26 protein-coding genes are annotated in these 25,740 nt (G+C 37.1%); 13 read left to right on the top strand and 13 right to left on the bottom strand.

The features are described 5' to 3' along the window. Positions 1-20: 20 nt before the first annotated feature. Positions 21-1,010 carry an aspartate-semialdehyde dehydrogenase gene (locus ACF3OC_RS01050; RefSeq protein ID WP_094257631.1) on the top strand — a complete coding sequence of 330 codons (990 nt, stop codon included), beginning with the start codon at positions 21-23 and terminating at the stop codon, positions 1,008-1,010. A gap of 160 nt (positions 1,011-1,170) precedes the next feature. On the opposite strand, the gene ACF3OC_RS01045 is transcribed toward ACF3OC_RS01050, so the two are convergent. Further along, positions 1,171-2,154, bottom strand: a complete 984-nt coding sequence (locus ACF3OC_RS01045; protein ID WP_094257630.1) for a kelch repeat-containing protein — start codon at positions 2,152-2,154, stop codon at positions 1,171-1,173. 3 nt (positions 2,155-2,157) lie between these two features. Continuing rightward, positions 2,158-3,516 carry a DUF4270 family protein gene (locus ACF3OC_RS01040; protein ID WP_094281009.1) on the bottom strand — a complete coding sequence of 453 codons (1,359 nt, stop codon included), beginning with the start codon at positions 3,514-3,516 and terminating at the stop codon, positions 2,158-2,160. Positions 3,517-3,785: 269 nt separating this feature from the next. On the opposite strand from ACF3OC_RS01040, the gene ACF3OC_RS01035 reads away from it, so the two are divergent. From ACF3OC_RS01035 to pncA, 3 genes are read left to right on the top strand one after another with little or no spacing between them, the layout of a single operon-like run. Continuing rightward, the gene (locus tag ACF3OC_RS01035; RefSeq protein ID WP_094281008.1) at positions 3,786-5,213 is read left to right on the top strand and encodes a cell wall metabolism sensor histidine kinase WalK; all 1,428 of its coding nucleotides are present in this window, start codon (positions 3,786-3,788) and stop codon (positions 5,211-5,213) included. Further along, positions 5,210-5,884 (top strand): response regulator transcription factor, encoded by a 675-nt coding sequence (locus ACF3OC_RS01030; RefSeq protein ID WP_094281007.1) that lies wholly within the window; start codon positions 5,210-5,212, stop codon positions 5,882-5,884. The genes ACF3OC_RS01035 and ACF3OC_RS01030 overlap by 4 nt, the downstream gene beginning before the upstream one ends. Positions 5,885-5,904: 20 nt before the next feature. After that, entirely contained in the window at positions 5,905-6,495 is a 591-nt protein-coding gene (gene pncA / locus ACF3OC_RS01025; protein WP_094281006.1) for a bifunctional nicotinamidase/pyrazinamidase, read from the top strand. On the opposite strand, the gene ACF3OC_RS01020 is transcribed toward pncA, so the two are convergent. Beyond that, a complete protein-coding gene (locus ACF3OC_RS01020) occupies positions 6,496-7,932 on the bottom strand; it encodes a M28 family peptidase (RefSeq protein WP_094281005.1) in 1,437 nt (478 codons plus the stop codon). A gap of 36 nt (positions 7,933-7,968) precedes the next feature. Continuing rightward, a complete protein-coding gene (gene trmB / locus ACF3OC_RS01015) occupies positions 7,969-8,622 on the bottom strand; it encodes a tRNA (guanosine(46)-N7)-methyltransferase TrmB (RefSeq protein WP_094281004.1) in 654 nt (217 codons plus the stop codon). A gap of 55 nt (positions 8,623-8,677) precedes the next feature. On the opposite strand from trmB, the gene ACF3OC_RS01010 reads away from it, so the two are divergent. After that, complete coding sequence (locus ACF3OC_RS01010) at positions 8,678-9,610, top strand: GDP-L-fucose synthase (protein ID WP_094281003.1); 933 nt, start codon at positions 8,678-8,680, stop codon at positions 9,608-9,610. 24 nt (positions 9,611-9,634) lie between these two features. On the opposite strand, the gene ACF3OC_RS01005 is transcribed toward ACF3OC_RS01010, so the two are convergent. The 3 genes from ACF3OC_RS01005 to ACF3OC_RS00995 form a co-directional block, all read right to left on the bottom strand. Next, a complete protein-coding gene (locus tag ACF3OC_RS01005) occupies positions 9,635-10,192 on the bottom strand; it encodes a hypothetical protein (protein WP_094257622.1) in 558 nt (185 codons plus the stop codon). A 7-nt stretch (positions 10,193-10,199) separates the two neighbouring features. Beyond that, complete coding sequence (locus tag ACF3OC_RS01000) at positions 10,200-10,646, bottom strand: hypothetical protein (RefSeq protein WP_179221484.1); 447 nt, start codon at positions 10,644-10,646, stop codon at positions 10,200-10,202. Between the two features lie 96 nt (positions 10,647-10,742). Then, positions 10,743-11,012, bottom strand: coding sequence for a YtxH domain-containing protein (locus ACF3OC_RS00995; protein WP_094257621.1), 270 nt, complete (start codon positions 11,010-11,012; stop codon positions 10,743-10,745). A 444-nt stretch (positions 11,013-11,456) separates the two neighbouring features. Between ACF3OC_RS00995 and ACF3OC_RS00990 the strand changes: the two genes are divergently transcribed. Next, positions 11,457-12,995 (top strand): YifB family Mg chelatase-like AAA ATPase, encoded by a 1,539-nt coding sequence (locus ACF3OC_RS00990; RefSeq protein WP_094281001.1) that lies wholly within the window; start codon positions 11,457-11,459, stop codon positions 12,993-12,995. Positions 12,996-13,032: 37 nt separating this feature from the next. Next, the gene (locus ACF3OC_RS00985) at positions 13,033-13,965 is read left to right on the top strand and encodes a class I SAM-dependent methyltransferase (protein ID WP_094281000.1); all 933 of its coding nucleotides are present in this window, start codon (positions 13,033-13,035) and stop codon (positions 13,963-13,965) included. A 729-nt stretch (positions 13,966-14,694) separates the two neighbouring features. On the opposite strand, the gene ACF3OC_RS00980 is transcribed toward ACF3OC_RS00985, so the two are convergent. Next, positions 14,695-15,342, bottom strand: a complete 648-nt coding sequence (locus tag ACF3OC_RS00980; protein WP_094280998.1) for an HD domain-containing protein — start codon at positions 15,340-15,342, stop codon at positions 14,695-14,697. 484 nt (positions 15,343-15,826) lie between these two features. Next, positions 15,827-16,147, bottom strand: a complete 321-nt coding sequence (locus ACF3OC_RS00975; protein WP_179221483.1) for a hypothetical protein — start codon at positions 16,145-16,147, stop codon at positions 15,827-15,829. Between the two features lie 357 nt (positions 16,148-16,504). Here ACF3OC_RS00975 and ACF3OC_RS00970 point away from each other — a divergent pair, with 357 nt between their 5' ends. The 3 genes from ACF3OC_RS00970 to ACF3OC_RS00960 all read left to right on the top strand — a co-directional run bounded on the left by ACF3OC_RS00970 (position 16,505) and on the right by ACF3OC_RS00960 (position 18,707). After that, positions 16,505-17,401 (top strand): flavin reductase family protein, encoded by an 897-nt coding sequence (locus tag ACF3OC_RS00970; protein ID WP_392470691.1) that lies wholly within the window; start codon positions 16,505-16,507, stop codon positions 17,399-17,401. 290 nt (positions 17,402-17,691) lie between these two features. Beyond that, entirely contained in the window at positions 17,692-18,204 is a 513-nt protein-coding gene (locus tag ACF3OC_RS00965) for a hypothetical protein (protein WP_144043712.1), read from the top strand. A gap of 101 nt (positions 18,205-18,305) precedes the next feature. After that, entirely contained in the window at positions 18,306-18,707 is a 402-nt protein-coding gene (locus ACF3OC_RS00960; RefSeq protein WP_094257614.1) for a VOC family protein, read from the top strand. Positions 18,708-18,717: 10 nt separating this feature from the next. Here ACF3OC_RS00960 and ACF3OC_RS00955 read toward each other — a convergent pair whose 3' ends face one another. The 4 genes from ACF3OC_RS00955 to rsfS are packed head-to-tail and all read right to left on the bottom strand — an operon-like array spanning position 18,718 to position 22,526. Beyond that, on the bottom strand, positions 18,718-19,347 hold the full coding sequence (locus tag ACF3OC_RS00955; RefSeq protein ID WP_094257613.1) for a rhomboid family intramembrane serine protease: 630 nt from the start codon (positions 19,345-19,347) through the stop codon (positions 18,718-18,720). Then, a complete protein-coding gene (locus tag ACF3OC_RS00950) occupies positions 19,347-19,994 on the bottom strand; it encodes an LUD domain-containing protein (RefSeq protein WP_094280994.1) in 648 nt (215 codons plus the stop codon). Before ACF3OC_RS00950 ends, ACF3OC_RS00955 begins: the two co-directional genes overlap by 1 nt. 52 nt (positions 19,995-20,046) lie before the next feature. Beyond that, on the bottom strand, positions 20,047-22,119 hold the full coding sequence (ftsH, locus tag ACF3OC_RS00945) for an ATP-dependent zinc metalloprotease FtsH (RefSeq protein WP_094257611.1): 2,073 nt from the start codon (positions 22,117-22,119) through the stop codon (positions 20,047-20,049). A gap of 32 nt (positions 22,120-22,151) precedes the next feature. Then, positions 22,152-22,526: a ribosome silencing factor gene (gene rsfS / locus ACF3OC_RS00940; RefSeq protein ID WP_094257610.1), complete on the bottom strand. Its 375-nt coding sequence runs from the start codon at positions 22,524-22,526 to the stop codon at positions 22,152-22,154. 61 nt (positions 22,527-22,587) lie between these two features. On the opposite strand from rsfS, the gene ACF3OC_RS00935 reads away from it, so the two are divergent. The 3 genes from ACF3OC_RS00935 to ACF3OC_RS00925 all read left to right on the top strand — a co-directional run bounded on the left by ACF3OC_RS00935 (position 22,588) and on the right by ACF3OC_RS00925 (position 25,704). Continuing rightward, the gene (locus ACF3OC_RS00935; RefSeq protein WP_179221482.1) at positions 22,588-23,367 is read left to right on the top strand and encodes a biotin--[acetyl-CoA-carboxylase] ligase; all 780 of its coding nucleotides are present in this window, start codon (positions 22,588-22,590) and stop codon (positions 23,365-23,367) included. A gap of 98 nt (positions 23,368-23,465) precedes the next feature. Beyond that, the gene (locus ACF3OC_RS00930) at positions 23,466-23,918 is read left to right on the top strand and encodes a protein-disulfide reductase DsbD domain-containing protein (RefSeq protein WP_392470688.1); all 453 of its coding nucleotides are present in this window, start codon (positions 23,466-23,468) and stop codon (positions 23,916-23,918) included. A gap of 76 nt (positions 23,919-23,994) precedes the next feature. Further along, entirely contained in the window at positions 23,995-25,704 is a 1,710-nt protein-coding gene (locus tag ACF3OC_RS00925) for a protein-disulfide reductase DsbD (RefSeq protein WP_094280992.1), read from the top strand. Positions 25,705-25,740: the final 36 nt, after the last annotated feature.

Genomic DNA, 25,740 nt, shown 5'->3' with positions numbered 1-25,740 from the left:
ATTTTAAGCAAATATTATTTATGAAAGTTGCAGTAGTAGGCGCGACTGGTCTAGTCGGGTCAGAAATGTTGACAGTTTTAGCGGAACGTAATTTCCCAGTATCAGAATTGATTCCAGTAGCTTCTGAAAGAAGTAAGGGTAAGGAGATCGAATTCAAGGGAAAGAAGTATAAGGTTGTAACTGCATCAGAAGCTATTGCTCTTAAACCGGATGTAGCCCTTTTCTCTGCTGGCGGAAGTACCTCAACCGAATTTGCGCCGCTATTCGCGGAAGCTGGAATTACGGTAATCGATAACTCCTCGGCTTGGCGTATGGACCCAACTAAAAAATTGATAGTCCCTGAAGTAAATGGAGATGTATTGACTGCAGACGATAAAATTATCGCTAACCCGAATTGTTCAACCATTCAGATGGTAGTCGTAATGAAACCTCTGCATGAAAAATATAAAATCAAACGTGTTGTAGTTTCTACCTATCAGTCTGTAACAGGTACTGGCGTGAAAGCGGTTGATCAGCTTATGAACGAACGTAAAGGGATCGAAGGCGAAAAAGCTTATCCTTATCAAATCGACTTAAATGTAATCCCGCATATCGATGTTTTCCAAGATAACGGATACACAAAAGAAGAAATGAAAATGATTCAAGAAACCAATAAGATTATGGGTGATGACTCAATCAAGGTCACTGCGACTACCGTTCGTATCCCCGTAATCGGCGGTCACTCGGAATCAGTAAATATCGAATTCGAAAACGAATTTGACTTGGCAGATGTTCGTGCTGCTTTAGCGGCTCAAGAAGGCGTAGTTGTAGTGGATAACCCTGCAAACCTGGAATATCCTATGCCTAAAGATGCACACGGAAGAGATGAAGTTTTTGTTGGTCGTATCCGTAGAGATGAAACCCAAGATAAAACCTTAAACTTATGGGTAGTAGCAGATAACCTGCGTAAAGGTGCTGCAACGAATGCTGTTCAGGTAGCAGAATTATTAACTGCTAAAGGTCTTATCTAAGATAGATTAAATAAGATACAAAAAAAGGGGTAATCAATAGATTACCCCTTTTTTATGCGCCTTCTTTTCTATGAAGTACCTACTGATCAATCCGATAGAATATCCATAAATAAAAAAGGGATGTTTATTCAACATCCCTTTTTTATCAGTATATAATATTTTATCTTACTGGAGTGAATACGTAAGTATCATCCAAGAAAGTTGATCCTGTACTACCTGTAGTGATATAGCCTTTACCTTTGATTGCAAATGCTGCAGCTTTTTCACGTGGTGATCCAATTGCTTGGCTATTGTTTGACCAAGCGTTTTCTGAAGGATTGTATTTCCAAACTGTAGATACAATACCTGCTGAAGAACGACCTGAAACTACATATCCATTACTTCCAACTGCAAATGCACCAGCTGCATATCTTTTAACATCTTTGTTATCTGCATCTAAAGCTTTCTTCTGAACCCAATCCTTACCGTCAAATGAATAGAAATCAGTAACTAAAGTAGCTCCTTTAATTCCACCACCTACATATGCTACATTGTTAATCACAAATGCAAACGCATAGTTTGTTTTCGATGGGAATGATTTCTCAACTTTTGACCATTTATCAGTTGCAGGATCGTATTTGTACAAATCATTAAATGATTCGTCCAAATCATCTCTTCCTAATCCAACGTACGCTGCATTACCGATGGTAAAAGCAACTGCTCCAATACGACCGCTAGCCGTTTCTGGAAAATCAGCAACTTTCTTCCAAGTATTTGCTGCTGGATCATATTGATAAAAATCCTTAAACAACTCTTCTCCATCATATCCCAATCCTACATATCCTTTGCCTGCTACAGAAAATCCAACCGCTCCATGGCGTTTATCTCCTGTAAACTCTGCTTTTTGTGACCATGATGTTCCATCAAATGAATAAGAATCACTTAATAAATCAAAATTCTTTAATTGTCCACCAACAACGTATGCAACATCATTAATGGTAAACGTTGCAGCTCCATTTCTAGGTTTACCTGAAAAATCACTTGATTTTTCCCATTCCGTAGGGCCCGAATCCGTTTCTGTGGTCTCCTCTTTCTTACATGAGTTAAAAGTTGTAATTGCGAAGGCTCCAATTAAAAGCAGGATAAGCCAATTTCTCTTATTCATAGACTATTTAAATTTTGTATATACGATATATAATTTAACTTTCGGTTTATTCTTCTCAGTCGCTAAGACTGTTGTGAATCCCGAACTCTGTAATAGAGCCGGTGGCAAAGATAAGAATAATGATTGCTCATTAGTCTCGGAATTCAATACGGTTTTTACATGCTCAATCAAATTAAACCTGTATCTACCCTTTTTACCCGTATTGTCCCCTAAAATGTAAATACCTGTTTGAGGCTGATTAGAAAACGGGGTCATCACATATGACCTTGGAATACCAGAATTACTAATCATCAATATAGGATTTGGAGCCGCAGGAAATGCACCCACATGTTTGCTCTCTAATTCAATTTCTAATTCTGCCTGATTGACAGCGAGACCTTCTTGCTGTAAGAATTCACGCAATCCAGGGAATTTTATCTCCGTTGCAACACCTGATCCACCTTGAATATAGGCGATACCGTTCGTGTTTTTGCTAGATATTGGCTTCGTAGCACTTAACCCATCAAAAATAGTTCCCGATACATTGTTCACTATATTATTGAATTGAAGCGATTTCTCACTCAAACTAAGAACTTTGATGCCTTTTTTCTTAAATCCATCTGTTCCTTTATAACTATAGTTAACTCGAACCTGCAAAGTGTCAGAAAAAGCTAGCATAGCTGTGTTCGTTGCACCCGGAACCAAGCTTATCCCTTTAAAGTATTCTTCGAAATTACTGGCTGAAGTAAATGAAAAATGATTCGTTTTTATTCTTGTAAAGAATTCATTTCCTAATGCATTATCTAATTTAATAGATAGCGAGTCCATTCTATTCTTTTTAGGAACAAAACTAACCGCCCCTAATGCAGCAGTTGAATAATTGAATTTTTGATTTCCAAAGATTGCTGCTCCAGTAATATAAAATGGTAATGGTCTTCCTGTAATTGAGTTATCAATGGTTTTACGCTCTAATGATTGAGTCAATCGGTGTGCAGTAATCGTTTGAACTTTTGAGGTATCACCATAATTCAACATTTTGCTACTTTGACGAATCACAAGATTCAAGGAGTCAAACGTTGCATCACTCGGGATATCATTGCTGATGCCGGCAGGATTTAAACGGAAATAAGAACTCGATTCTAAGCTACCAACTGGTGCTTGAGTAAACTTCCCAACTAACACTACACCTGAACCGGAAGTAGGAATATTTGGCATCTGAACGGTGCTAACCTCTGCAGCTATAGAATCCTCGGAAGTTACTATAAGATTATCAAGGTTATCGTTATCCAAGGAAATCGACATATCCTTATCACAACTTACTGTAAAAAATGCAGCACTTACACCAAGAGTAGCAAAAAGAATAATTCGTAAATATTTAATCATAAATTCATTAGTCAAGCAAAAGTATAAATTGATGGAGGTTATTCAATGTTATTAAATGTTAAAACGTCAATAACATACCTTCCTCAGACCTCAATTTCGCTCTTGCCATGGAAAATCTTCGTATGCAGCATAAACCTATTGAGCAAATAACGTATTATTTACCAAAAATGCGACAATTTATTAGCACTTTGTTAATCAGTGTTATAATTTGTTAAAAGCACACTAATATTTATGCGGAGCAAATCTACTAATTTAAATTTGTTTTAATTATGTTAAAAAAGTATAAAATATTGCTCGCTTCCATTGTCCTTACCATCGCCGGTATTATCGTCGTATTGGGTTTTTGGCTATTGGGAAGTTATTATGGGCATAAACAGTTCTATCTCGGAATGACCGAACATGAACTATTTGATGTTGTTCAGGATTTTTATAACGAAAATGAAGAACAAATCCAGAAAGAAAATCAAATCCAAAGAAAAGACCGCATTGAACGATTGTCTTCCGCGATAAAGGATAAATATCCTCAAATCAATGTTGATACCGTCAAAAATATCTTTGATAGCCAAAATTTTGGTCGCAGAAACGAAAAACAGAATAATAACGACTCCACAAATACTAAAAATAAAATGACCCGCCATTTTATTTCATCCTATGTGGTGCGTACCATCAATTGGAATCAGGCAACATTAGATTCCCTCCAGGTTAGATTGGAAAAATCCTTGCGAGAAAAAGAGATGTATTCTCCGTTTGAATTGAAATTGGTAAACCTTCCTAATGAAGATAATAGAGACAAAGAGTTCTATCATCAACGATTTAATGATAATAAATCAAGACCTATCGTTATTGACCAGGGTGATAACCTCTATCTGGAAGCCGATTATTTTAACCCAACCATTCACTTACTGAAACAAATTGGATGGCAATTACTATTCTCCTTAATTCTAATCGTCGCACTAATCGGAACCTTCTGGACCTTGTTGGTGACCATTCGGAAACAAAATCAGCTCGCCAAAATGCGAAAAGCCTTTGTCAACAATATGACTCACGAACTAAAAACTCCTGTATCCACCGTCATGGCTGCCGTAGAATCGATTCAGCGATTTGGCGCTAAGGATGATAAGGAACGTATGAATAGGTATCTCGCAATCTCCAGACAGGAATTGGAACACCTCTCCAATATGATTGAAAGAGTACTGCAGGTTGATGTCGCTGAAACCAATGGCGTCTTGCTTGAGAAGGCCTGGTTTGACTTAAACCTATTGGTAGACGAATGCACCGAAAACGCAAAATTATTCGCAAAGAAATCAGTTGAAATCCAAAAAACCACCTCTGGAAATTCTTTCCAGATCTTAGCGGATCAAGCCCATATCAAAAATGTAATCAGCAATCTCCTGGATAATGCCATAAAATATGCCGGTGAAGAGGTGAAAATCCAAATTAATCTTTCAGAATTGGGAAATTCTTATAAATTGTCCGTTCAAGATAATGGTATTGGAATCCCTAAAGCATATCAAAAAGGGATATTTGACCTTTTCTTCCGAGTTCCTTCCGGGAATATTCATAATGTCAAAGGTTTTGGTTTGGGACTCGCTTATGTCAAGCAAATTGTCCTACAACACCAAGGAACCATTGAACTAAACAGCGAAGAAGCGGTTGGCAGTACTTTTGTTATAGAATTACCAAAAGAGGGGAAATGACAAACATACTATATGTAGAAGATGAGGAAAGCCTGGCAATGATTGTTTCCGACAGCTTGGAAGCGCACGGCTTTGAAGTAAGACATGTGCTTAACGGTCAACAAGCATTGGTTTTCCATAACAAATACAAACCCGATATTATAATATTGGATGTCATGATGCCCATTATGGATGGATTTACTACTGCTAAAGAAATCCGTAAAACGGATTTAATGACTCCTATTATCTTTCTTACGGCAATGACTCAAACCGAAGATGTGGTCAAAGGGTTTAAATTAGGTGCGAATGATTATATCCGTAAACCTTTTAAAATCGAAGAACTTATTGTCCGCATAGAAGCTGCAACCAAGAAAATGGGACAAAGCATGTCTGCCAGTAAATTCATCCTTGGCAATTACAGCCTCGACACCGCTAAAAACACCTTGAGCATTGATGATAATATCGAAAAATTATCCTACCGCGAATCCGAACTTCTAAAAAGGTTGATCGAAAACAAAGACAAGGTCGTTCCCCGAGATGAAATTATCCGTACCTATTGGAGTAATGACACTTATTTTACGGGCCGTAGCCTGGATGTATTCATCAGCAGGATCAGAAAATACCTTTCGCAAGACGAACGAATTAAGATTACCAATATCCGTGGTGTAGGCTATATGCTCACTGTCGATTAAAAATTACTTACATTAGAACTATGAAGGCATTAATAATTGTAGATGTTCAATATGACTTTTTACCGGGGGGATCTTTGGAGGTTCCTAAAGGCGATGAGATTATCCCTATCATTAACAATATCCAAAAGGATTATGACCTCGTAGTGGCTAGTCAAGATTGGCACCCGCAAGGACACTTGAGTTTTGCTAGTCAACATGAAAATAAATTACCCTATGAAATAATCGATCTGGATGGATTGGAGCAGGTCCTTTGGCCTGACCATTGTATTCAGGAATCTTATGGTTCTCAAATTTCCGAAGAACTCCAAACCAATCGGGTAGAAGCCATATTCCGAAAAGGGATGGATCCGAAAATCGATAGTTATAGCGCTTTTTATGATAATGGCAAAAGAAAAGACACCGGATTGGCAGGGTACTTAAAAGCCAGAAACATCGATGAGGTTCATGTTTGTGGCCTGGCAGCAGATTTCTGTGTGTTCTTTACGGCTATGGATGCAATTTCTGAAGGCTTTAAAACCAGTATTATCTCCAAGGCTACAAAAGCAATAGATAAAGGTGCCTTTATGGAAAAGAAAAACACCTTTATCCAGGCTGGAGGTTCATTGTTATAATTATTTCCCCCAACGCCATTCTCCTGAAATCATCAGTGGCTCTTTAAGTCCTTTTGCTTCCAGGAATTTTACAATTTCATCGTCCGAAAAACGCTGAGCAGGAATTTCTTTGGCATTTGCCAAGGCATATAAATAAGCTGCCCCAACCCGAACAGTTTGTTCCAAACCCTTTTTATCAACCAAATTGAAAACATCATTATCCGAATGATAATATAAGCCTGCATTATTTGGTAGCTTAGCCCCCGAACCCGATCCGGTAGGGATTCCTTGCATCATAAAAGGCTGATGGTCACTATGCAATCCAGCACCAGCACTGTTGTTGTTTTTAAAATCTTGATCAACCTCCGCATAAATAGCTCCTAAGGAGTCTAACAATGGAACCATCTCTTCTCTACTCGTGGAAAACCCAGTCGGCGCATTGGTCATATCAAAGTTCAACATATATTTTACCTGACCCAAGGTTCCATTTTGAATCGCATCTGCTACATACGCTTTTGAACCTAGCAACCCTTGCTCTTCACCCATAAATAACACGAAATCAATGGAACGCTTTGGCTTCAAATCTAGCTGCTTGAATACTCTAGCCATGTCTATAATCGCATAGGAGCCTAAACCATTATCTATTGCACCTGTTGCTAAATCCCAGCTATCCAAATGCCCTCCAATTACGATCTTTTCTTCTGGAATCTCTGTCCCTTTAATGGAAACAATTATATTCCTTGCAGTGGCTTCTTCTGCTTTATTTCGCATTTTAATAGCTGCCAGCACTTTCTCCTTCGCCAAGGTTTCCTTCCATTTCATCCCATCTTCTAAACCGATACAAATGGCAGGAATATCTATTAATTTACCAGTGATGGAAGCCGTACCAGTTAAAAGAACATTTCCCTTTACACTATTGATAAATACAATACCTTTCGCGCCGTATTTCTCCGCTAAGGCCGTTTTTTCTGAACGATGTAGATTTTTTAGATTCTCCCCAGAATTGGGAAGAATATGTAGATATACAAGAGCAATCTTACCCTTTATTTTATTGCCGATTTTTTGGTAATCGGTCTCCAAGCCATTTCCCAAATCCAGCAGTTCAGCCTTCAGGTCTACTTTTACTGGGGAATGTGCCAACGAAACCGTTGGAACATTGGAATCATTCAAAGTCAGGCTCAATGATTCCCTCGCCCAACTTTGTGCAGAAAATGGCTGATATTTTACCTCGTAGCCATAGGACTTCAAAAGATTATAAACATGTTCTTCCGCTTTCTTTCCATGCTCGGAACCGGTAAGCCGATGCCCCAAATTCTCCGTACTAAACTTCAAACGCACATAAGCTTCCGAATTAGTGTTTACATCCGTATAGATCTTTTGCAAGTCGGATTTTAAATTATCCTGTGCTGAGGCAAATTGATAACTTAATAATAGGCAGATTAGGTAAATTCTTTTCATAATAAATGAATTTACGAAATCCTTCTTAATTCGCTATTATTTTGCGAATTTCCACTGAACATAATTAATATTCTTATCCTCTGCTAAGTACTTCTTCTCATAATAGGTTTTGATAGACAGTACTTCGTCAACTAAATCTGAATGATAAAGATCTTTGGTCTCTTTTAAGACAGGTAGCGATTGCAATTCAATTTGCTCCAGGGTATAGGCAAAAAATCCATCATTATCTGTTTTCAGATGCATAATCCCCTGAGGCACTAAAATCTCCTTATATCTTTCCAAAAACACCGGATTGGTCAGGCGTTTTTTCTCACGGCTATCTTGAGGTTGTGGATCCGGAAAAGTAATCCAGATTTCTGAAACTTCGCCCTTCTCAAAATGATCCAAAATAGTCTCAATCTGAATCCTCAAAAATCCAACATTATCAATCCCTTCTTCCAAGGCCGTCTTCGCTCCACGCCATATTCTATTGCCCTTATAGTCTATTCCAATAAAATTCTTCTCCGGAAACAACTTTGCTAAATTGACAGTGTATTCACCCTTTCCACAAGCTAACTCCAAGATCAATGGTTTATCATTCTTGAAGAATTCCTGACCCCATTTACCTTTATATTCTTTCCCTGCATCTAACTGAACAACGTTTTTAAAAGTCGATACTTCCGCGAATTTTCTTAGTTTATCCTTACCCATAGCTGATAATTAAGTCGCAAAATTAACCTTATATTTGTATAAATAATACAATCAGGTGGAAAAACAAGCGAAAATTTACGTTGCAGGACATAGAGGCATGGTCGGATCGGCCATTTACCGCAAATTAAAAGAACAAGGATTCGAAAATATTGTGGTGAGAACCTCAAAAGAGTTGGACTTACGTGACCAACAAGCTGTTAAAGAATTTTTTGAAACTGAGAAACCTGAGTATGTTTTTCTGGCGGCTGCTAAAGTCGGAGGAATTATGGCAAATAACGTCTACCGTGCAGATTTTATTTATGAAAACCTCGCCATACAAAATAATGTTATCCACTATGCTCATGAAAATGATGCTAAGAAACTTATGTTCTTGGGATCAAGTTGTATCTACCCCAAAATGGCACCACAGCCATTGAAGGAAGATTACCTTTTAACAGGTACCCTTGAACCAACAAATGAACCTTATGCAATCGCGAAAATTGCAGGTATAAAAATGGTCGAATCTTATAGGCTACAATATGACGATAATTATATTTCCGTCATGCCAACCAACCTTTATGGAATTAATGATAACTATCATCCCGAAAATTCACATGTGCTACCTGCATTAATCCGAAAATTCCACGAAGCAAAAATTAATTATAGCCCAACAGTGAATATTTGGGGCTCTGGAAATCCCTTGAGAGAATTTATGTATGCAGATGATTTAGCAGATGCCTGCGTCTTCTTAATGGAAAATTACAATGACCTCCAATTTGTCAACATTGGTGTAGGGGAAGATATTAGTATCCGTGATTTGGCGGAATTGATCAAAGAGGTCGTAGGTTTCCAGGGCGAATTAGAATTCGATAGCAGCAAACCTGATGGCACGCCAAGAAAATTAATGGATGTAAGCAAATTACATAGCTTGGGCTGGAAAGCAAAAACCTCCCTTAAAGATGGGATAAAACTTGCTTATGAAGATTTCTTGAGCAAAAATCAAGAATAATAACCCATAGCTTGGAAATGAATCCTAATAGGCCTCGCTGTCTTTTGGAATACCGTACATATTATCCTGAACACTTTCCTCTGCCGTGATCATCGGTGGATGATTCGGTGGAATCGGAGTGCCTTCTACAACGGCTTCTACTTCAGCGACCTTTTTCTTTTTCTTCTTTTTAGGCTTAATAAAAGAAGTCAACTTGTCAATTACGGCCGTAACCTTACTTTGATTAACCTGACTCGCAACTGTTTCGGATCCAAAAAGAACTAATCCTTTCTTCAACCAACCCGCATTTTTCAACAAAGTACGGTTTAAAACCAATGGAAGTCCCAATTGAAGGGCTTTTGTCAACCAATCAGCCTTATTATTCTTATTCGTAACCTGACCGATACCCGAAACCAATCCTTTTATAGTGGATACGCCCGGAACACGGTTAAAAATCATATTGGCAATACGCGCAGGGGCTTCAACCTTATGTTTCAGTAAATCATATTGATTCAACAGAAATGCTTCTTGCTCTTTCTTTTGGATTTTAAGGCGAGCAATCTCCGCTGTCAATTCATCAAAATTTGTAACCTTTGTTCTCATATCCTGATTAAACTCGTTCTTTTTCTTCTTTTAACTCTTCCTCAACTCTTTCTTCCGCATCACGGACTTCCTCTTTGATTTCCTCAACCTCAATATCATGATCGTCAGCGTCCCATTTTGACATAATTCGCTTTATCGTCATGTTCATGAATTTCGCCTCCAAACGAGGTTCAAATACTCTAATCAAGAGCAGTATCACAAAAAAGATCCCCCCAGTAGCCAAAAATCCTAGAGAATAACTCCCTAATAACTCCCCTAAATAAAAGCCTAAGGCCAGAGATATAAAAAACACAATCAGTAAGGATAATAAAACCTTACTACCATCCACAATCAATGACCCGGCAATCCTTGAAGATCGTGATAACGCCTTCAACTTTGCCAATTCTATTTGTGTCTCTATGTATTCTTTAGATTTATCGAATACTTCAGAAAATGAAAATTTTTGTTCTTCCATGCACGTAATTCCATATCATAGATCCCAAGACTACCTAGCGATAGTCTTGGAACTATTATTTAAAAATTTTTAATAATCTAAGGTTTGGCTAATGCACTATGCATGCTCCTCGATTTCCTCATCGATCGCATCTTCTGCTCTGCCTATTTTAGACTTTACCGCCGCAACGATTTTATCTTTAAAATCACTCAACTGATCGAATTGCTCCTCAGCACGCTCCTTGATCGCATCCGTCAAATCAGCTAATGATTCATTCAACTTCTCTCTCGTTTCGCTCCCTTTCTCTGGCGCGAAAATAATTCCCAAAACTGCACCTGCGGCTAGTCCAGCCAACAGCGCTGTTACAATTTTACCGTTATCCTTCATATTTATTTTGCAATTATGTTGTTAAACCAATTTCTAATATTACTATTATAACAAAAAATAGACCGAATCGTTTTATTTATTAAAAAATTACCCAATACCGTCAACTTCAATCTACAAACATCTTATTGTAATTCAGTAAAAGTTAAGAATTTCGAAGGATATTCCACAATTTCTTTCATTAAGAATCTGCATTATTAACCCATAAACGAAGTTTTATCCTACAAATTTAAACCCATTATCGCTTAGATGACATTCTCCATTTCCGGATCTGTTCTTCCTAAACTTTTTCAATTTCACAAACCAAGAAAATATTGTCATGTCAAGTATGTCAAGTTTTCTATTTATGGTAGGGTTAATGTTTTTAACCAGCACAGATAATAAAGAGTCATAGCGCTCATTTCTAAATAAATTTATTTATTTTTAAAGAAACAATTTTTAGCATAAATGTTAGTAAAAACATATTGCAGTGCCGTATTTGGTATTAACGCAACTAGCATCACGGTAGAAGTTAATGTAACTGGAGGATTGCATTATTTTATAGTTGGACTTCCCGATAATGCCGTCAAAGAAAGTCTGCAGCGAATAGAAAGCGCCATTTTGGCCAACGGTTATTCCATGCCACGCCAAAAAATAATTATCAACTTAGCCCCCGCTGATATTCGAAAAGAAGGCTCATCTTATGATCTAGCTATCGCAATAGGGATTTTGGCAGCATCTCACCAAATTCCAACGGTTTCCTTAAATAAATATATCATATTAGGCGAGCTGTCCCTTGATGGCAAAGTCCAACCCATCAAAGGAGTCCTACCCATTGCCCTGCAAGCCAAAAAAGACGGCTTTAAAGGAATAATTCTTCCTACGGAAAATGCGGAGGAGGCCGCCATTGTTGCAGGAATCGAGGTAATTGGAATAACTACCATGAGTGATGCTCTGCAATTCATCAATGGCAGCAAGGTAATTCAATCCAGCAAGGTCAATATCAACGAACGTTTTGAACAGCTGCTGAATAGTTACGACTTAGATTTTGCAGATGTAAAAGGTCAGGAAAATATTAAAAGAGCCTTGGAAATAGCTGCCGCGGGAGGACATAATTTAATCCTTATTGGCCCTCCAGGTTCCGGAAAAACAATGCTCGCCAAAAGATTGCCAACCATCCTCCCCCCATTGACCATTGATGAGTCTTTGGAAACCACAAAAATACACTCCGTATCCGGAAAACTCCCCAACTCAACTTCGCTATTAACCATCCGACCCTTCCGATCTCCACACCATACTATTTCTGATGTTGCCCTCGTAGGCGGTGGAAATTATCCCCAACCAGGAGAAATATCGCTCGCTCATAATGGTGTGCTTTTCCTGGATGAGCTCCCGGAGTTTAAAAGGTCAGTATTGGAAGTGATGCGCCAACCCTTAGAATCACGGTCTATTACGATTTCAAGATCCCGATTTACCGTAGATTATCCTGCAAGCTTTATGTTGATTGCCGCAATGAATCCTTGTCCCTGTGGTTTTTACAATCACCCCATGCGCACCTGTTTCTGCGGAACCCATAACGTTCAAAAATATATCAGTAAAATTTCAGGTCCGCTGTTGGATAGAATCGATATCCATATTGAGGTTACCCCTGTAGAGTTTAATGAATTGACCGAAAAGAAATCTTCTGAGAGAAGTGAAGCGGTCAGAAACCGAGTGATCCAAGCCCGAAAAATCCAGGAACAACGTTTCAAAAAATATCCAAATATTCACAATAACGCACAAATGAGAGCTCGAAACATCCAGGAAATCTGCATTATTGATGAAACTGGAAGAAAGTTGCTTAAAAGAGCAATGGAAAGATTAAATCTTTCCGCCCGAGCTTACGACCGTATTCTGAAAGTCGCCCGAACAATCGCCGACTTAGCCGATTGCCTTGAAATCAGCAATGAACACCTCGCTGAAGCCATACAACTCCGAAGTTTAGACCGAGAAAATTGGACCGGTTAAAGCTATTATTAAATTTCTGCTCAGATTAAACAATAACATGGAAAATACATCCAAGAAACCTGAATCTCCTCAAGAAGATAGTTATAATAGACATTCCAATTGGTATACAAATCTATTCCCTGAAAAAGAGCAAAAATTGGCCCTGTTGAATGGAATAAAAGCATACAAAGGATCAATAAACCACTGGTTACAAAATCATTTTTTTGATTGCGTCAAACCCATTACCAAATATAAAGATGCAACCTGGCTTACTATAGGAGATGCCTATGGTCATGATGCAAACTATTTATTGGAGAGAGGCGTGCAAAATGTCATTGCTTCCGATATTAGTAATGAATTTCTTGCCGTATCTAAAGAAGTTGGGATTATTGAGAAATATTCAGCCGAAAATGCGGAAAAACTCTCTTTCGAGAATAATAGCATTGATTATATTCTATGTAAAGAGTCCTACCATCATTTCCCAAGACCATATGCAGCACTATATGAAATGATCCGAGTAGCTAAAAAAGCTATTGTTATCATTGAACCACAGGATCCAATTTTGAAAATGCCATGCTTATTGTTAATCAATAATATCCTAGAAAAAATTAAATATGGTTTAATAAATAAAATTTGGAAGAATAGATTTTCATATGAACCAGTAGGCAATTTTGTCTACAAAGTATCCGAAAGAGAAATGGAAAAATTTGCAGCCGGACTAAACCTGCCAATGGTAGCAATCAAAAGTTTTAATCCAAACTATTGGTTCCCCGGAAGTGAAAAAATCCCCGCAGACAAATCTGAAAAAAGATTTAGAAAGATTCTCCTTAAGAAGGGATTACGAGATTTCCTATCAAAATGGGGAATTGTCCCTAGCCAAACTTTGAGTATTATTATATTCAAGATCGAACCTGAATCCGAATTACAAAATTCTTTAAAAACCGAAGGATATAAGCTTATTTCAATACCCAAAAACCCATATATTCACTAAGAATTACAGAAGGAGGAAATATCGTATTTTTTCTTGTTTTGGAAATCTGGAAGGTTAGGCTTTGATATTGCCCATGTCCTCATAGTCCAACACCTCGCTGTAGCAATTCAACTCCGAAGTTTAGACCGAGAAAATTGGACCGGTTAAAGCTATTATTAAATTTCTGCTCTGATTAAACAATAACATGGAAAATACATCCAAGAATCCTGAATCTCCTTTGTTTTCTCCATAATTTAGGAGAAAGCTTGAAATAGAGAAAGAATATCCTAGAATTTGTTTGTAACAAAAAATGTTCAAAATATTTTTTAGGCTTATAGATTCAAGCATTAGATTTACCTCGCTATATAAAAGTAGCATGTCCAATAGATCTATGCAATCTTGTCTGTTCTTAAATCTAAGATTAACAGCAATGGAATTCAACAATTACATCGTTTTTGAGATTATAAAGTGGTAGTATAACATCTCTGTAGCCTATTTACCCCAATCTTTTTTCTTAATAAATCAATATATTACACCATCTCTTCAATTAGTTTTAGGGCTATTATTTACTCCACCATTCATCGGAATTATGCACAAAATATCTCGCTAAGAACAGCTTTTGTTTATTTATTAAATATTAGCTCACTAATAATACTCTTTTCTAAAAGTTGTAATATGATTCACAGATTATATAAAAAAGGAGACGGTCTCTGGTATTTAGTCGAAAATCTCCTCAGTTTTGTTCTTTTCTTAGCTAAAAGTTGAGATTGCACGATTGCGGATCTCTATTACATTAAATCCTGCATCTTCCAGTTTTTGCGATGCCTGCTGTTCGATTAATTCCTTTAACATAATAAATGTCTGATCAAATTGGACATGTTTACCAATCACAAAAGACAAATCATACTCAACTTCTTCCCATGTAGAAATATCGGCATGGTTATGCTGGAGCTGAACCTCTAACTTATCAATCGCATTGGCAACTTTAGCTTCAAAGGTTTTCTTATCTTCAAACTCATAAAAAAGATCATAAATCTCCTGACCAGTGCTCGTCGCAAGCATTTCCCTAATTTTAAGGATCGCCTTCTCTTCATTTTGCTGTTTCAATTTTTTTATCTCCGGATTACGAATCTGATCCAATACAGAAACGTCACCTGCTTCAGCTTCAACTAGATCATGAATAATGATCATTTTTAACAATCGGGCTAAGTCTACCTTTTCATCCAAAAGTGGCTCCATTAAAATTGCCATCAGTGACATCCGCCAAGTATGTTCAGCGACACTTTCCTGTCTCCCATTAGATAACCAACTATGTCTTAATTCGAACTTTAATTTTTCAGCCAATTTCAAAACATCCATTATCGCTATCAATTGTTCCAACTTTATTTTATTATTCATATTAATTTTTCCTAAATATCTGTTCGATTTTATTGTTTATTTTCTAACAAATTAAAACAATTAAAAATAAATAATTCCATAATTAAAGCAAATGCATATAACTGAAAAAAATCTCCAATGAATACGAGCATAAGGATTATTGACACTATCGTAATGGTTCTTAAACGGTCCTTTAAATAAACACTTGATTTTATGTTTTAAAAAACGTTAACAGAATTATTATCTATATTGTTTCCTTATTATATATAATATTGTCAATTGTGTTGACTCTTGGTTATGCATTTTATAGTGGAGGACAAATAATTGATGGTGGTAGGTAAATCTTCAGTACAAATAAATTGCAAGAATATTTTGAAATGAAACATCATCTCCATCAATCCTTCTACCAATAATGTTTGCTGAATTTTCAGGAGAACCATAGAATGCGCCAAATTACCCAAAATTAAAATCGGAATAAATCCCTAAGTTTACCCTGAGCCAACAACTACTTTTCTAATTGATAGACTGAATCATCGATAATATATGTTTTTAGGATATAAGATCCTTGATCCGTCATTACCTGACTTGCAGAACCCATGGGGCCGCGTTGATGTCGCTTAAGATTAACATAATAATCATTTCTCCTAAATAACTGCTCTTTCCCATCTTCAAAGAGAATTTTAACTGAATCCAAACGGAGATTTTTAAAATGAGTATACTCATCCGTTTGTTCATCGAATCGAATAGATTCATTCTTGTTTAATCTATAGCTATATTCAACTACTTCCTTTTCATTAATAGCATAACTTGACAAATATCTTTTCACCTCTAAATTATAACTACTATAATTTTGGTATTCATATTTGTAATCTGGTTTGTCAGGATATGGGCCACAAGAAGCTACAACAAGGGAAACTAGGATATATTTTAAAAAATTTCTCATAAAAATGATCAGATAAACAAATCAAAATAGAATTATAAACTCTACCTCAAGATAAAATTAGTTAATTTTATTTCTTTTATAGAAATTTTATTTTATTCTTTACCTCCCCTTGAAACAAAAAAATATTGTAGTTTTATACTTAAGCTCTGGACTAATTATCCGAACTGACCAACAATAAAATAAACTCAAACAGGATCTAATTTTATTTTTTCTGCGCTTAAAAATCATTACTACATATAGATGAAATTAAAAACAATAGACGCATCATCCTTATCATCATCGGAAATGCAAACTTATTTGCACAGTATCATAGCTCCACGACCTATTTGTTTTGCCTCCACGATCGATAAAAATGGAAATGTAAATTTGAGCCCATTTAGTTTTTTTAATGTAGTTAGTATCGATCCTCCAATTTGCATTTTTTCTGTCACCACAAGGGCACATGATAATAGCAAGAAACATACGCTCGAGAACATTCTTGAAGTACCAGAATGCGTGATAAATATTGTGAATTATAATATGATTCAACAGACTTACCTCACGAGCAAGGAATATCCAAAGGACATAAACGAGTTCTTAAAATCTGGATTGACAGAAGTACCATCGGAAATTGTAAAACCACCAAGGGTGGCAGAATCATCGGTACAAATGGAATGCCTTATAAAGGATGTTATTACTTTAGGAAATAGTGCTGGTTCTGGTAATCTGATTATTGCTGAGGTAAAGAGACTTCATATCAAAGAAGATATCATTAACGAAAATGGCAAAATAGAGCCTCAAAAATTAGATCTTGTCGCGCGACTGGGTGGAGATTGGTATTGTAGGGTTGTTCCCGAAAATTTATTTAAAATTGATAAACCAAAAAACAGTACTGGATTAGGTATTGGGTTTGATGCTATTCCCGCAGAGATAAAAAACTCTTCCGTATTAACAGGGAATAATTTAGGCTTACTGGCACTTGTAAATAATCTACCTTCAGATAAGGAGCTTAAAGAATTTAGCCAAACCGATGAAATGAGAGATCTCCTTGACAACTCGATAGATATTTATACACGCACCTTAATAAAACATACAAAAGCAAAATCCTTATTGGAAAATGGCAATGTTGAAGATGCTTGGAAAGCACTCTTAGTTTAGAACAAATCCTTGCTTGCTTAACCGCAGAAGCAGATCCTAACTTCTCTAATCATATTTTATCAACACGACCTAAAATTGATAATTTTATACTATTTTTGCGCCTTATTAAATTATTAGGAAATATTTAGTGATTCCAAAGATTTAAATATTCGAATAGTTTTACCAAACAAAATTTAAAATAAGGAGCAATTCCCTATTGAATTCTAATAAAATTATTCAGTAAGCAAGCTCTTTAGATGCATCCTGCATCAAATCGTCTTTTAAAAGGTGATTTACATTTTATAGTAAGCATGAAATTATACTTATTGACGCTTTTGACGCCATTTATGGCAAATATTAATCCCCAACCGAAAACTGATAAAAACAGCATTGCAGTTTTTATCGAGATCAATCTTGAGGAGCAAAGTTCCACTGAAAATCCATTGCTTAATGAAATTGAATATTATTATGGATTGCAGTATGGCAGAAAGCTCACAAAACATCAGCTATTTCAATCCTACATAGGATATTCGAATATTAAAAGTGCTTATATAGGTGCAGATTACTTATATCAGCTCCCTAGTTTTATGAATCATTTATCTTGCCTATTGGGAACTGGAATTGTGCTTGAGTATACCGCTGAATCTCCAAATAATATTAGGGAAAGATATTTTTTGATTCGCCCTCAGGCATCCTTAAACTATCACTTTAATAAATCTCCTGTTGCTGTTTTTGCAGCCTACAAGCCTAAGTTTGACATGCAGAACTTCGGTCCCTATGACCTCTCAACACTTCAATTAGGAATAAATTTTCAAATAAAATAAAAGCCGTGGAAAGTTTTCGACTTGCCCTAAGACAAGAAAAATAAAAAATTGGAAACGAAATCCTCTATCATTTGTTCCTTAACAAATTAAAAATCAGCTTTATGAATCCAAAACTAATATGGGCGAATTACAGCGTTCAATCCGCTCAACGGACAGATGAATTTTATAGTAAACTAGGTTTCAGATCCAATACTCCTCCACATAGCGACAAACTTCAATTGGCAAGTTTCTTTTTTGGGGAAAATAATTTTGTAATACACTTCTTTGAAAAAGGAACAGGTCAAATTGACAAATACTTACCCAATGGATCTAAAACGGATGGTATTATTTTTACGCTATCCGCAGATACAGAAGAAGAAGTTCAGGAATTTGAAAACAGAGTTCGAGCAGCGGGCGGTACTATAACCCAACCCATTGGGAAAGACGAAAACAATTATTATGGCTTTGCTTTCTCAGACCCCGATGGACATCAATTCAATGTCCTGTTAATGAATAATATGTAAAATGTCTTTGTTAAAACTGGTCTATAAAATGCTTTATGACCCAAGGATAGGCAATGATGGTAAAAAGCAATCCTGACAGAGCTCCAAATAAATGGGCATCGTGGTTAATTCCATCATTCGAATTTTTAGAAGCCCAGATACAGTATCCCAAATAAACAAAAGCAAAAATATAAGCTGGCATAGGAATAATCATAAAGATGCCCAACATCATTTTTGGATTAAAAAGAATATAACTGAAAAGCACGGCACTGATTGCTCCCGAAGCTCCTAAACTGTGGTAGTTATAATTATTTTTCTGTTGCAATACGGTAGGGATATCGCTCAAAATCAAAGCAACAATGTACAATAATGCAAATAGAAGATGCCCTGATGGGCCACTGATTTCTACAAAAATCTGCTCTAAACCAAATCCAAAATAATAGAAGGTAATCATATTAAAGATCAGGTGCATCCAATCTTTATGAATCAAACCACTACTCAACATAAGATACCATTTACTTTTATCACGATAAACCGAGTATGGATGCAGCATTAGTTTGCCGAACCATTGTGGGTTTGAAAAAACATAAATACTTAATCCGATGGTTAGTGCAAAAATAATACTGGCAACAGGGGTAGCAGTAAGATAGTATTGTATCATTAAAAACGGTCTTCTAGTAAAAACAAATAAAGTTCTTTTGGTCCATGTGCTCCCAATACCAATCTTTTTTCGATATCAGCCGTGCGGCTTGGGCCAGTAATGGTCGTAATCATGGTTGGCAGATCATCGCCATAACGTTCTTTGATCTGGGCCATGGCATGCTTTACATCCATCACTAATTGGGAAGCTCGGGCAATAACAATATGAACGGGAGGATACACACTTAATCGACGCCCTGATTCGGAAGCATTCGAAATCATAATACTTCCATTTCTCGCAATCAGAGATTCACAAGTGGTAATACTTGCTTCAATTTCTTCTAAAGCTTGTTGGGATTGGCGAAAGGGAAAACCATATTGATCCAACATCTGTTGCAATGGTTTCTCCCAAACATATATTTTACTGATGTTGATTTTCTCAACTAGAATAATCAGGTTCTCAATTAGGTTAATTTCCCCGTCGCAGTAAATAAACTTACCAGACATCTGGGTAAATTCCCTCGCAAAAGTAACATCTAATGAATCCTCTTCATCCTTATATAAAGCGCTTTCCTCAAACATAGGATGTGGATTCTCCCTCTTTTGAAGGAGTGCCTGCCGAATTTTCTTCAGCATCTTTTCTTTCGCCGTCGTATTCCTGATATTCATATTATAAAAACAGACAGGACCAAAGGTCCTGCCTGCTATTTTTATCTTAAAATTATTCTGAATCTAATTTTTTCTGTGCCTCTGAATTGGATTGCACATCTTCGCGATCAGTTGCAGGAATTGGAAGATCAGTTTGTGGTACTCCACCTCCATCTGCGCCACCATTCACAAACTCATCGTATGTTGTCTTATTGGTAAATGGTCTTTTCCCTAAGATCTCTTCCAAATCAGTTTGGAATAAGATCTCTTTCTCCAATAATTTCTCAGCGATTTTTATCAAACCATCCTGTTTGTCTAACAACAATTGTTTGGTTCTATCATATACTTCTGAAATCAATACCCTTACTTCATCATCAATTAATTCAGCTGTTTGATCGGAATAAGGCTTTTGGAATTGACTATCGCCAGAGCTATCTCTAAAGGATACATTACCAACTTTATGGTTCATACCATATACCGCAGTCATGGCATAAGCCAGTTTAGTAATACGTTCCAGGTCATTTTGTGCACCTGTACTGATTCTACCAAAAGTGATATCCTCAGCAACACGTCCGCCCATGGTCATACACATACTGTCAATAAGTTGTTCAGTAGTATACAAGAATTGCTCTTTAGGAAGATATTGCGCATAACCTAATGCCGCTACACCACGAGGTACAATCGATACCTTAACCAATGGATCCGCATGCTCTAAGAACCAACCTGCGATAGCATGTCCTGCTTCGTGGTATGCCACAATTTTCTTCTCTTCCGGAGAGATAATCTTATTCTTTTTCTCAAGTCCTCCAATGACACGGTCAATAGCGTCTTGGAAATCTTGCATTTCAATAGCTTTTTTATTCTTACGCGCAGCAATTAATGCGGCCTCGTTACATACGTTTGCAATCTCCGCACCAGCAAATCCTGGTGTTTGAGCTGATAACTTCTTAGCATCTACCTCTTCAGCTAATTTTAACGGTTTCAAGTGCACATTAAAAATTTGCTCACGACCGATTAAATCTGGCTTATCGATAGAAATCTGTCTATCAAAACGTCCTGGACGCAACAATGCTGAATCCAATACATCCAGACGGTTGGTTGCTGCCAGGATAATAACCCCAACGTTTGTACCGAAACCATCCATTTCAACCAATAATTGGTTCAATGTATTTTCACGCTCGTCATTTCCACCCATGATAGAGTTTTTACCACGTGCACGTCCGATGGCATCAATCTCATCAATAAAGATGATACATGGCGCCTTTTCTTTTGCCTGTTTAAACAAGTCACGTACACGAGATGCACCTACTCCCACAAACATTTCGACAAAGTCTGAACCCGATAGGGAGAAGAATGGAACTTGCGCTTCCCCTGCCACAGCTTTCGCCAACAAGGTCTTACCAGTTCCCGGAGGGCCTACCAATAAGGCGCCTTTTGGAATCTTACCACCTAAGTCTGTATATTTTTTAGGGTTTTTCAAGAAGTCTACAATCTCCATCACTTCCTCTTTTGCCTCTTCTAATCCGGCAACATCATTAAAAGTGATATTAATTTGGGACTCTTTATCAAACAATTGCGCTTTGGATTTACCAATATTGAAAATGGCACCACCCCCAGCACCTGCTCCGCCGTTCATACGACGCATTAAGAAAATCCAAATCACCACAATAATCAACAATGGCAGCATAAAAGAAATAAACCATCCAGCCCATGGATTCGTTCTATCTTCATATGTTACGCCAATTCTTGGTTGACTTACTGCCAAACTGTCTTGAGATGCCTTTAATTTTTGTTCTAGGATCTCCGCTGATGGCTCCGTAAATCGGAATTGTGGACCAGTCGAATTGGAAAAAGAAAGACTATTCGGACTTGTGGAAATACCTTTGTATTTCTCTTGGTCCAATCGATCACTCTTAATATATACTTCGACGTCGATTAAATCATTGCTTTTGTAGGCAACTAATTTCTCAACATCCCCAGGGATAAGCATTGTTTGTTCAAACTCCTTGTAGGTAATTTTCTTGGATGACTCGCCACTAAATAAGTACTGAAGCCCAAAAAACCCTACGATCATCGCAATCCAAAGCCAGATCATATTAAATTTTGGTGGCATTGGCGTAATCTTCTTACTCGGAACTTTCTTCATTTATAAACTTAATCTACGTTTCACAACAATTATTATGCGCTTTGGTATTTGCTCATATGGGCATCTCCCCAAAGGTCTTCTATTCTATAATGCTCCCGCTTATCGGTTTTAAAAATATGGACTACCACATCAATAAAATCCAATAATATCCATTCGCCATTTCCCTGGCCTTCTTTATGCCATGGGTCCTGACCAAATGCTTTATATACTTCGTCCTCAACACTCTTTGCTATAGCGTTCACTTGAACCGTAGAATCAGCATGGCAGATCACAAAATAGTCAGACAAGGTTCCATTTACCTCTCGCATATCCATCCTCACAATTTCGTTGCCTTTTTTCTCCTGCATACCTAGTATGACCACATCGGCTAGCTTCTCGGACAACGAACTTTTTTTATTTTTACTCATTCAGATTTATTATACTTTTGACTAATAAATTGTTTCAAAAATTATTTTAACACAATATCTTTTGCAAAATAACACATTTTCGGGAGAATCACTACGTCAAAAGCTAATTGTTTTAGACGAAATAGGCTCTACCAATGATTATTTAAAATCTCAATTGTCAAATTTCAAGCCACTCCCTGAGTGGTCTGCCATTATGGCAAAAAATCAAACCCATGGCCGCGGCCAAAGGGAAAACGTATGGTGCTCTGAACCCAATAGTAACATCACCTTTAGTTTTGTCCTCTATCCCACTCATCTGCCCCTAACGGACCACTTCAGCCTTAATATGTTGATTAGCCTCGGAATAATAGACTGGTTGGAGTCAATCCATGTGAAAGCAACCATCAAATGGCCCAATGATATCCTAATAGGAAATAAAAAAATTGCAGGGATTTTAATTGAGAATAAAAGCGCCGGACAAAGCATAAAACAATCCGTCATCGGCATCGGGATAAATGTCAACCAAAAGCAATTTTTTGAAGACATCGCAAATACGGCAAGTTCGATTCTCAATGAAACCGGAAAATTTATTCATGACCTACCTGAAGCTTGCTTAAACCTCCTTACTCACCTCCATCACAGATTTCAAGACCATAAGTACAAAAAGCTAAATGACAGCAGATTACTACAGGAATACAATGATAATCTTTTCAGAAAAAGCATAATTTCTAGTTATTCTACAGGAAATAGAAGCTTTGAAGCCTACTTGTTGAGAGTTGATAAAACCGGAGAATTAGTATTACTTGAAAACAATAGCGAGAAAAAATATTATTTCAAAGAAGTTGTTTTTAATTTGCAATAAATTTAGTACTTCTGCATTATATTATTCAAGATAATCCTAACTTTGATTTTAAACTATATGAACAATAAGTAGTCATAAGTTAGAATAAAACGGTTTTTATGAAAAAAATAAATCTATTAATTGCATTTCTAATCTTCGCTGTATCCGGTGTTTTTGCGCAAGTAGAGACTCCTGTGAAATGGTCTGTAGGATTTAAGAAAGTTTCAGACACAGAAGCGGTAATTCTATTAAAAGCTAATGTTGATCAAGGTTGGCATATTTACGGGTTAAATGTACCTTCCGGTGGTCCTATTTCTACATCCTTTGCTTTCACTCCTGCAAACGGAGCTAAAGTTGTTGGTAAACCAGCTGCTAAAGAACCAAAATCAAAATTTGAAGATGTCTTCAAAATGAATGTTCCTTATTACGATGGTGAAGTAGTTTTTCAACAAAAAGTAAAATTGGCAAACAATAAGCCAACTACGGTTAAAGGAGTAGCTACCTTTATGGCATGCGACAAAGAGCGTTGTTTACCACCAGATGAGTACGAATTTGCCGTTACTATCAAGTAACCTCAATAAAATATAGAAAGAACCAAAAGGCAGGAACACCCTGCCTTTTTCTTAATTTTCCATATTCTCTTAAAATATGTTTAGCTTAAAAAACGTTTTGATAGCCTTTACGTGGCTATTTCTTATTACTGTAACTCCTTTAAAAGGATTTTCCCAAGACACTCTTATTAATTTTGATGACGTAGAATTCAGCTCTGGTCAGGAAGAAGCAAAAACCTCCGATACGCTGATTACAGATTTCGGGGATGTTGAATTCTCTGATGGAGCAGATACTGCAACATCAGATAGCACCGCAACGGTGAGTCCAACAGTAGTTTCATCCGATAACCAAAAAGATAACTCCCTTTGGGGAATATTTATTCAAGGTCTAATAGGCGGATTTGTTGCCTTTTTAATGCCTTGTATTTTCCCAATGGTACCTCTGACCGTTAGCTTTTTTACTAAAAAATCCGCTAGCAAAGTTCAGGCTGTAACACAAGCATTAACTTATGGTTTGTTTATCGTGGTGATTTATGTAGCCTTAGGGATGTTGATTACCATGATATTTGGCCCACAAGCCATGCATGCTCTGTCAACAAATGGTATTTTCAACTTCTTCTTTTTCTTGATGCTGGTATTTTTTGCAGCATCATTCTTTGGAGCATTTGAAATTACCTTACCAAGTTCCTTCGTAAATAAAATTGATGCAAAATCCGATAAAGGAGGCTTACTTGGTTACTTCTTTATGGCAGCGAGTTTAGCCGTGGTATCATTCTCTTGTACCGGACCTATTATCGGTACAGTATTGGTAAATGCAGCGGTTAAAGGTGACCGTTTGGCTCCTGCCATTGCCATGCTAGGATTTTCCATTGCTTTGGCGATTCCATTTGTCCTATTCGCTATGTTCCCGGCACTTTTAAAATCAATGCCTAAATCTGGTGGATGGTTAAATAGTGTGAAGGTCGTTCTAGGTTTCTTAGAACTTGCTTTGGCTTTGAAATTCTTATCAAATGTGGATTTGGCTTACAACTGGCAATTCCTCGACCGTGAAGTATTTCTTGCCCTATGGATTGCCATCTTCGCATTGATGGGACTTTACCTCATTGGAAAACTCAAGTTCGCCCATGACAGCGACCTGAAGTTTATGTCTGTCCCTCGAACGATTATTGCAGTTCTGGTATTCTCCTTTGTGGTCTATTTGGTCCCAGGAATGTGGGGAGCACCACTGAAAGCTGTATCCGCTTTTCTTCCTCCAATTGGAACACAAGATTTTGATATCTCTGCAGGAGTGCAAGCTGGGCATGCCACTTCTCCTGACGCAAATAACCGTAAGTACTTTAAGCACTTCCATGATCGCACGACCATCAAAGGAATGGATCCGTATTATGATTACGATGAGGCTTTGGCAGCAGCAAGAGCGCAAGACAAACCCCTGTTGGTGGACTTTACGGGTTGGAACTGTGTAAACTGTCGTGAAATGGAATCCAAAGTATGGTCAGATCCTGTAATCAAACAAATGATTAACGAGCAATTTATCCTTGCAGAACTGTATGTGGATGATTATGATTTGGAATTACCGGAAGCAGAGCAATTTGTATCGAAAACAACAGGTAAAAAAATCAAAAACGTGGGTCGAAAAAATACCGATTTCCAAATTTCAAGATTCAATAGTAATTCACAGCCTTTATACGCGCTTTTGGACAACGATGAACAGCTTCTGGTTCCGACCAGCGGATCAAACACCAATATCGAAAGTTATAAAGCCTACTTGCAATCTGCTATTGATGCTTATAAAGCAAAGAAATAAGCTTTCTTAACATTTTATCCTCAAAAAATAAGTATT

Source organism: Sphingobacterium cellulitidis, from assembly GCF_043187465.1.
GTDB lineage: Bacteria > Bacteroidota > Bacteroidia > Sphingobacteriales > Sphingobacteriaceae > Sphingobacterium > Sphingobacterium cellulitidis.
This window is presented reverse-complemented; position numbering and strand designations above follow the sequence as displayed.

Coding starts and splice junctions, on each gene's coding strand:
- ACF3OC_RS00955 (WP_094257613.1), bottom strand. CDS start 19,347: ATGATACAATACTATCTTACTGCTACCCCTGTTGCCAGTATTATTTTT.
- pncA (WP_094281006.1), top strand. CDS start 5,905: ATGAAGGCATTAATAATTGTAGATGTTCAATATGACTTTTTACCGGGG.
- ACF3OC_RS01000 (WP_179221484.1), bottom strand. CDS start 10,646: ATGGAAGAACAAAAATTTTCATTTTCTGAAGTATTCGATAAATCTAAA.
- rsfS (WP_094257610.1), bottom strand. CDS start 22,526: ATGAGTAAAAATAAAAAAAGTTCGTTGTCCGAGAAGCTAGCCGATGTG.
- ACF3OC_RS01035 (WP_094281008.1), top strand. CDS start 3,786: ATGTTAAAAAAGTATAAAATATTGCTCGCTTCCATTGTCCTTACCATC.
- trmB (WP_094281004.1), bottom strand. CDS start 8,622: ATGGGTAAGGATAAACTAAGAAAATTCGCGGAAGTATCGACTTTTAAA.
- ACF3OC_RS00980 (WP_094280998.1), bottom strand. CDS start 15,342: ATGAATAATAAAATAAAGTTGGAACAATTGATAGCGATAATGGATGTT.
- ACF3OC_RS00930 (WP_392470688.1), top strand. CDS start 23,466: ATGAAAAAAATAAATCTATTAATTGCATTTCTAATCTTCGCTGTATCC.
- ACF3OC_RS00970 (WP_392470691.1), top strand. CDS start 16,505: ATGAAATTAAAAACAATAGACGCATCATCCTTATCATCATCGGAAATG.
- ACF3OC_RS00925 (WP_094280992.1), top strand. CDS start 23,995: ATGTTTAGCTTAAAAAACGTTTTGATAGCCTTTACGTGGCTATTTCTT.
- ACF3OC_RS01045 (WP_094257630.1), bottom strand. CDS start 2,154: ATGAATAAGAGAAATTGGCTTATCCTGCTTTTAATTGGAGCCTTCGCA.
- ACF3OC_RS01005 (WP_094257622.1), bottom strand. CDS start 10,192: ATGAGAACAAAGGTTACAAATTTTGATGAATTGACAGCGGAGATTGCT.
- ACF3OC_RS01050 (WP_094257631.1), top strand. CDS start 21: ATGAAAGTTGCAGTAGTAGGCGCGACTGGTCTAGTCGGGTCAGAAATG.
- ACF3OC_RS00990 (WP_094281001.1), top strand. CDS start 11,457: ATGTTAGTAAAAACATATTGCAGTGCCGTATTTGGTATTAACGCAACT.
- ACF3OC_RS00995 (WP_094257621.1), bottom strand. CDS start 11,012: ATGAAGGATAACGGTAAAATTGTAACAGCGCTGTTGGCTGGACTAGCC.
- ACF3OC_RS00985 (WP_094281000.1), top strand. CDS start 13,033: ATGGAAAATACATCCAAGAAACCTGAATCTCCTCAAGAAGATAGTTAT.
- ACF3OC_RS01040 (WP_094281009.1), bottom strand. CDS start 3,516: ATGATTAAATATTTACGAATTATTCTTTTTGCTACTCTTGGTGTAAGT.
- ACF3OC_RS01020 (WP_094281005.1), bottom strand. CDS start 7,932: ATGAAAAGAATTTACCTAATCTGCCTATTATTAAGTTATCAATTTGCC.
- ACF3OC_RS00965 (WP_144043712.1), top strand. CDS start 17,692: ATGAAATTATACTTATTGACGCTTTTGACGCCATTTATGGCAAATATT.
- ftsH (WP_094257611.1), bottom strand. CDS start 22,119: ATGAAGAAAGTTCCGAGTAAGAAGATTACGCCAATGCCACCAAAATTT.
- ACF3OC_RS00960 (WP_094257614.1), top strand. CDS start 18,306: ATGAATCCAAAACTAATATGGGCGAATTACAGCGTTCAATCCGCTCAA.
- ACF3OC_RS01030 (WP_094281007.1), top strand. CDS start 5,210: ATGACAAACATACTATATGTAGAAGATGAGGAAAGCCTGGCAATGATT.
- ACF3OC_RS00950 (WP_094280994.1), bottom strand. CDS start 19,994: ATGAATATCAGGAATACGACGGCGAAAGAAAAGATGCTGAAGAAAATT.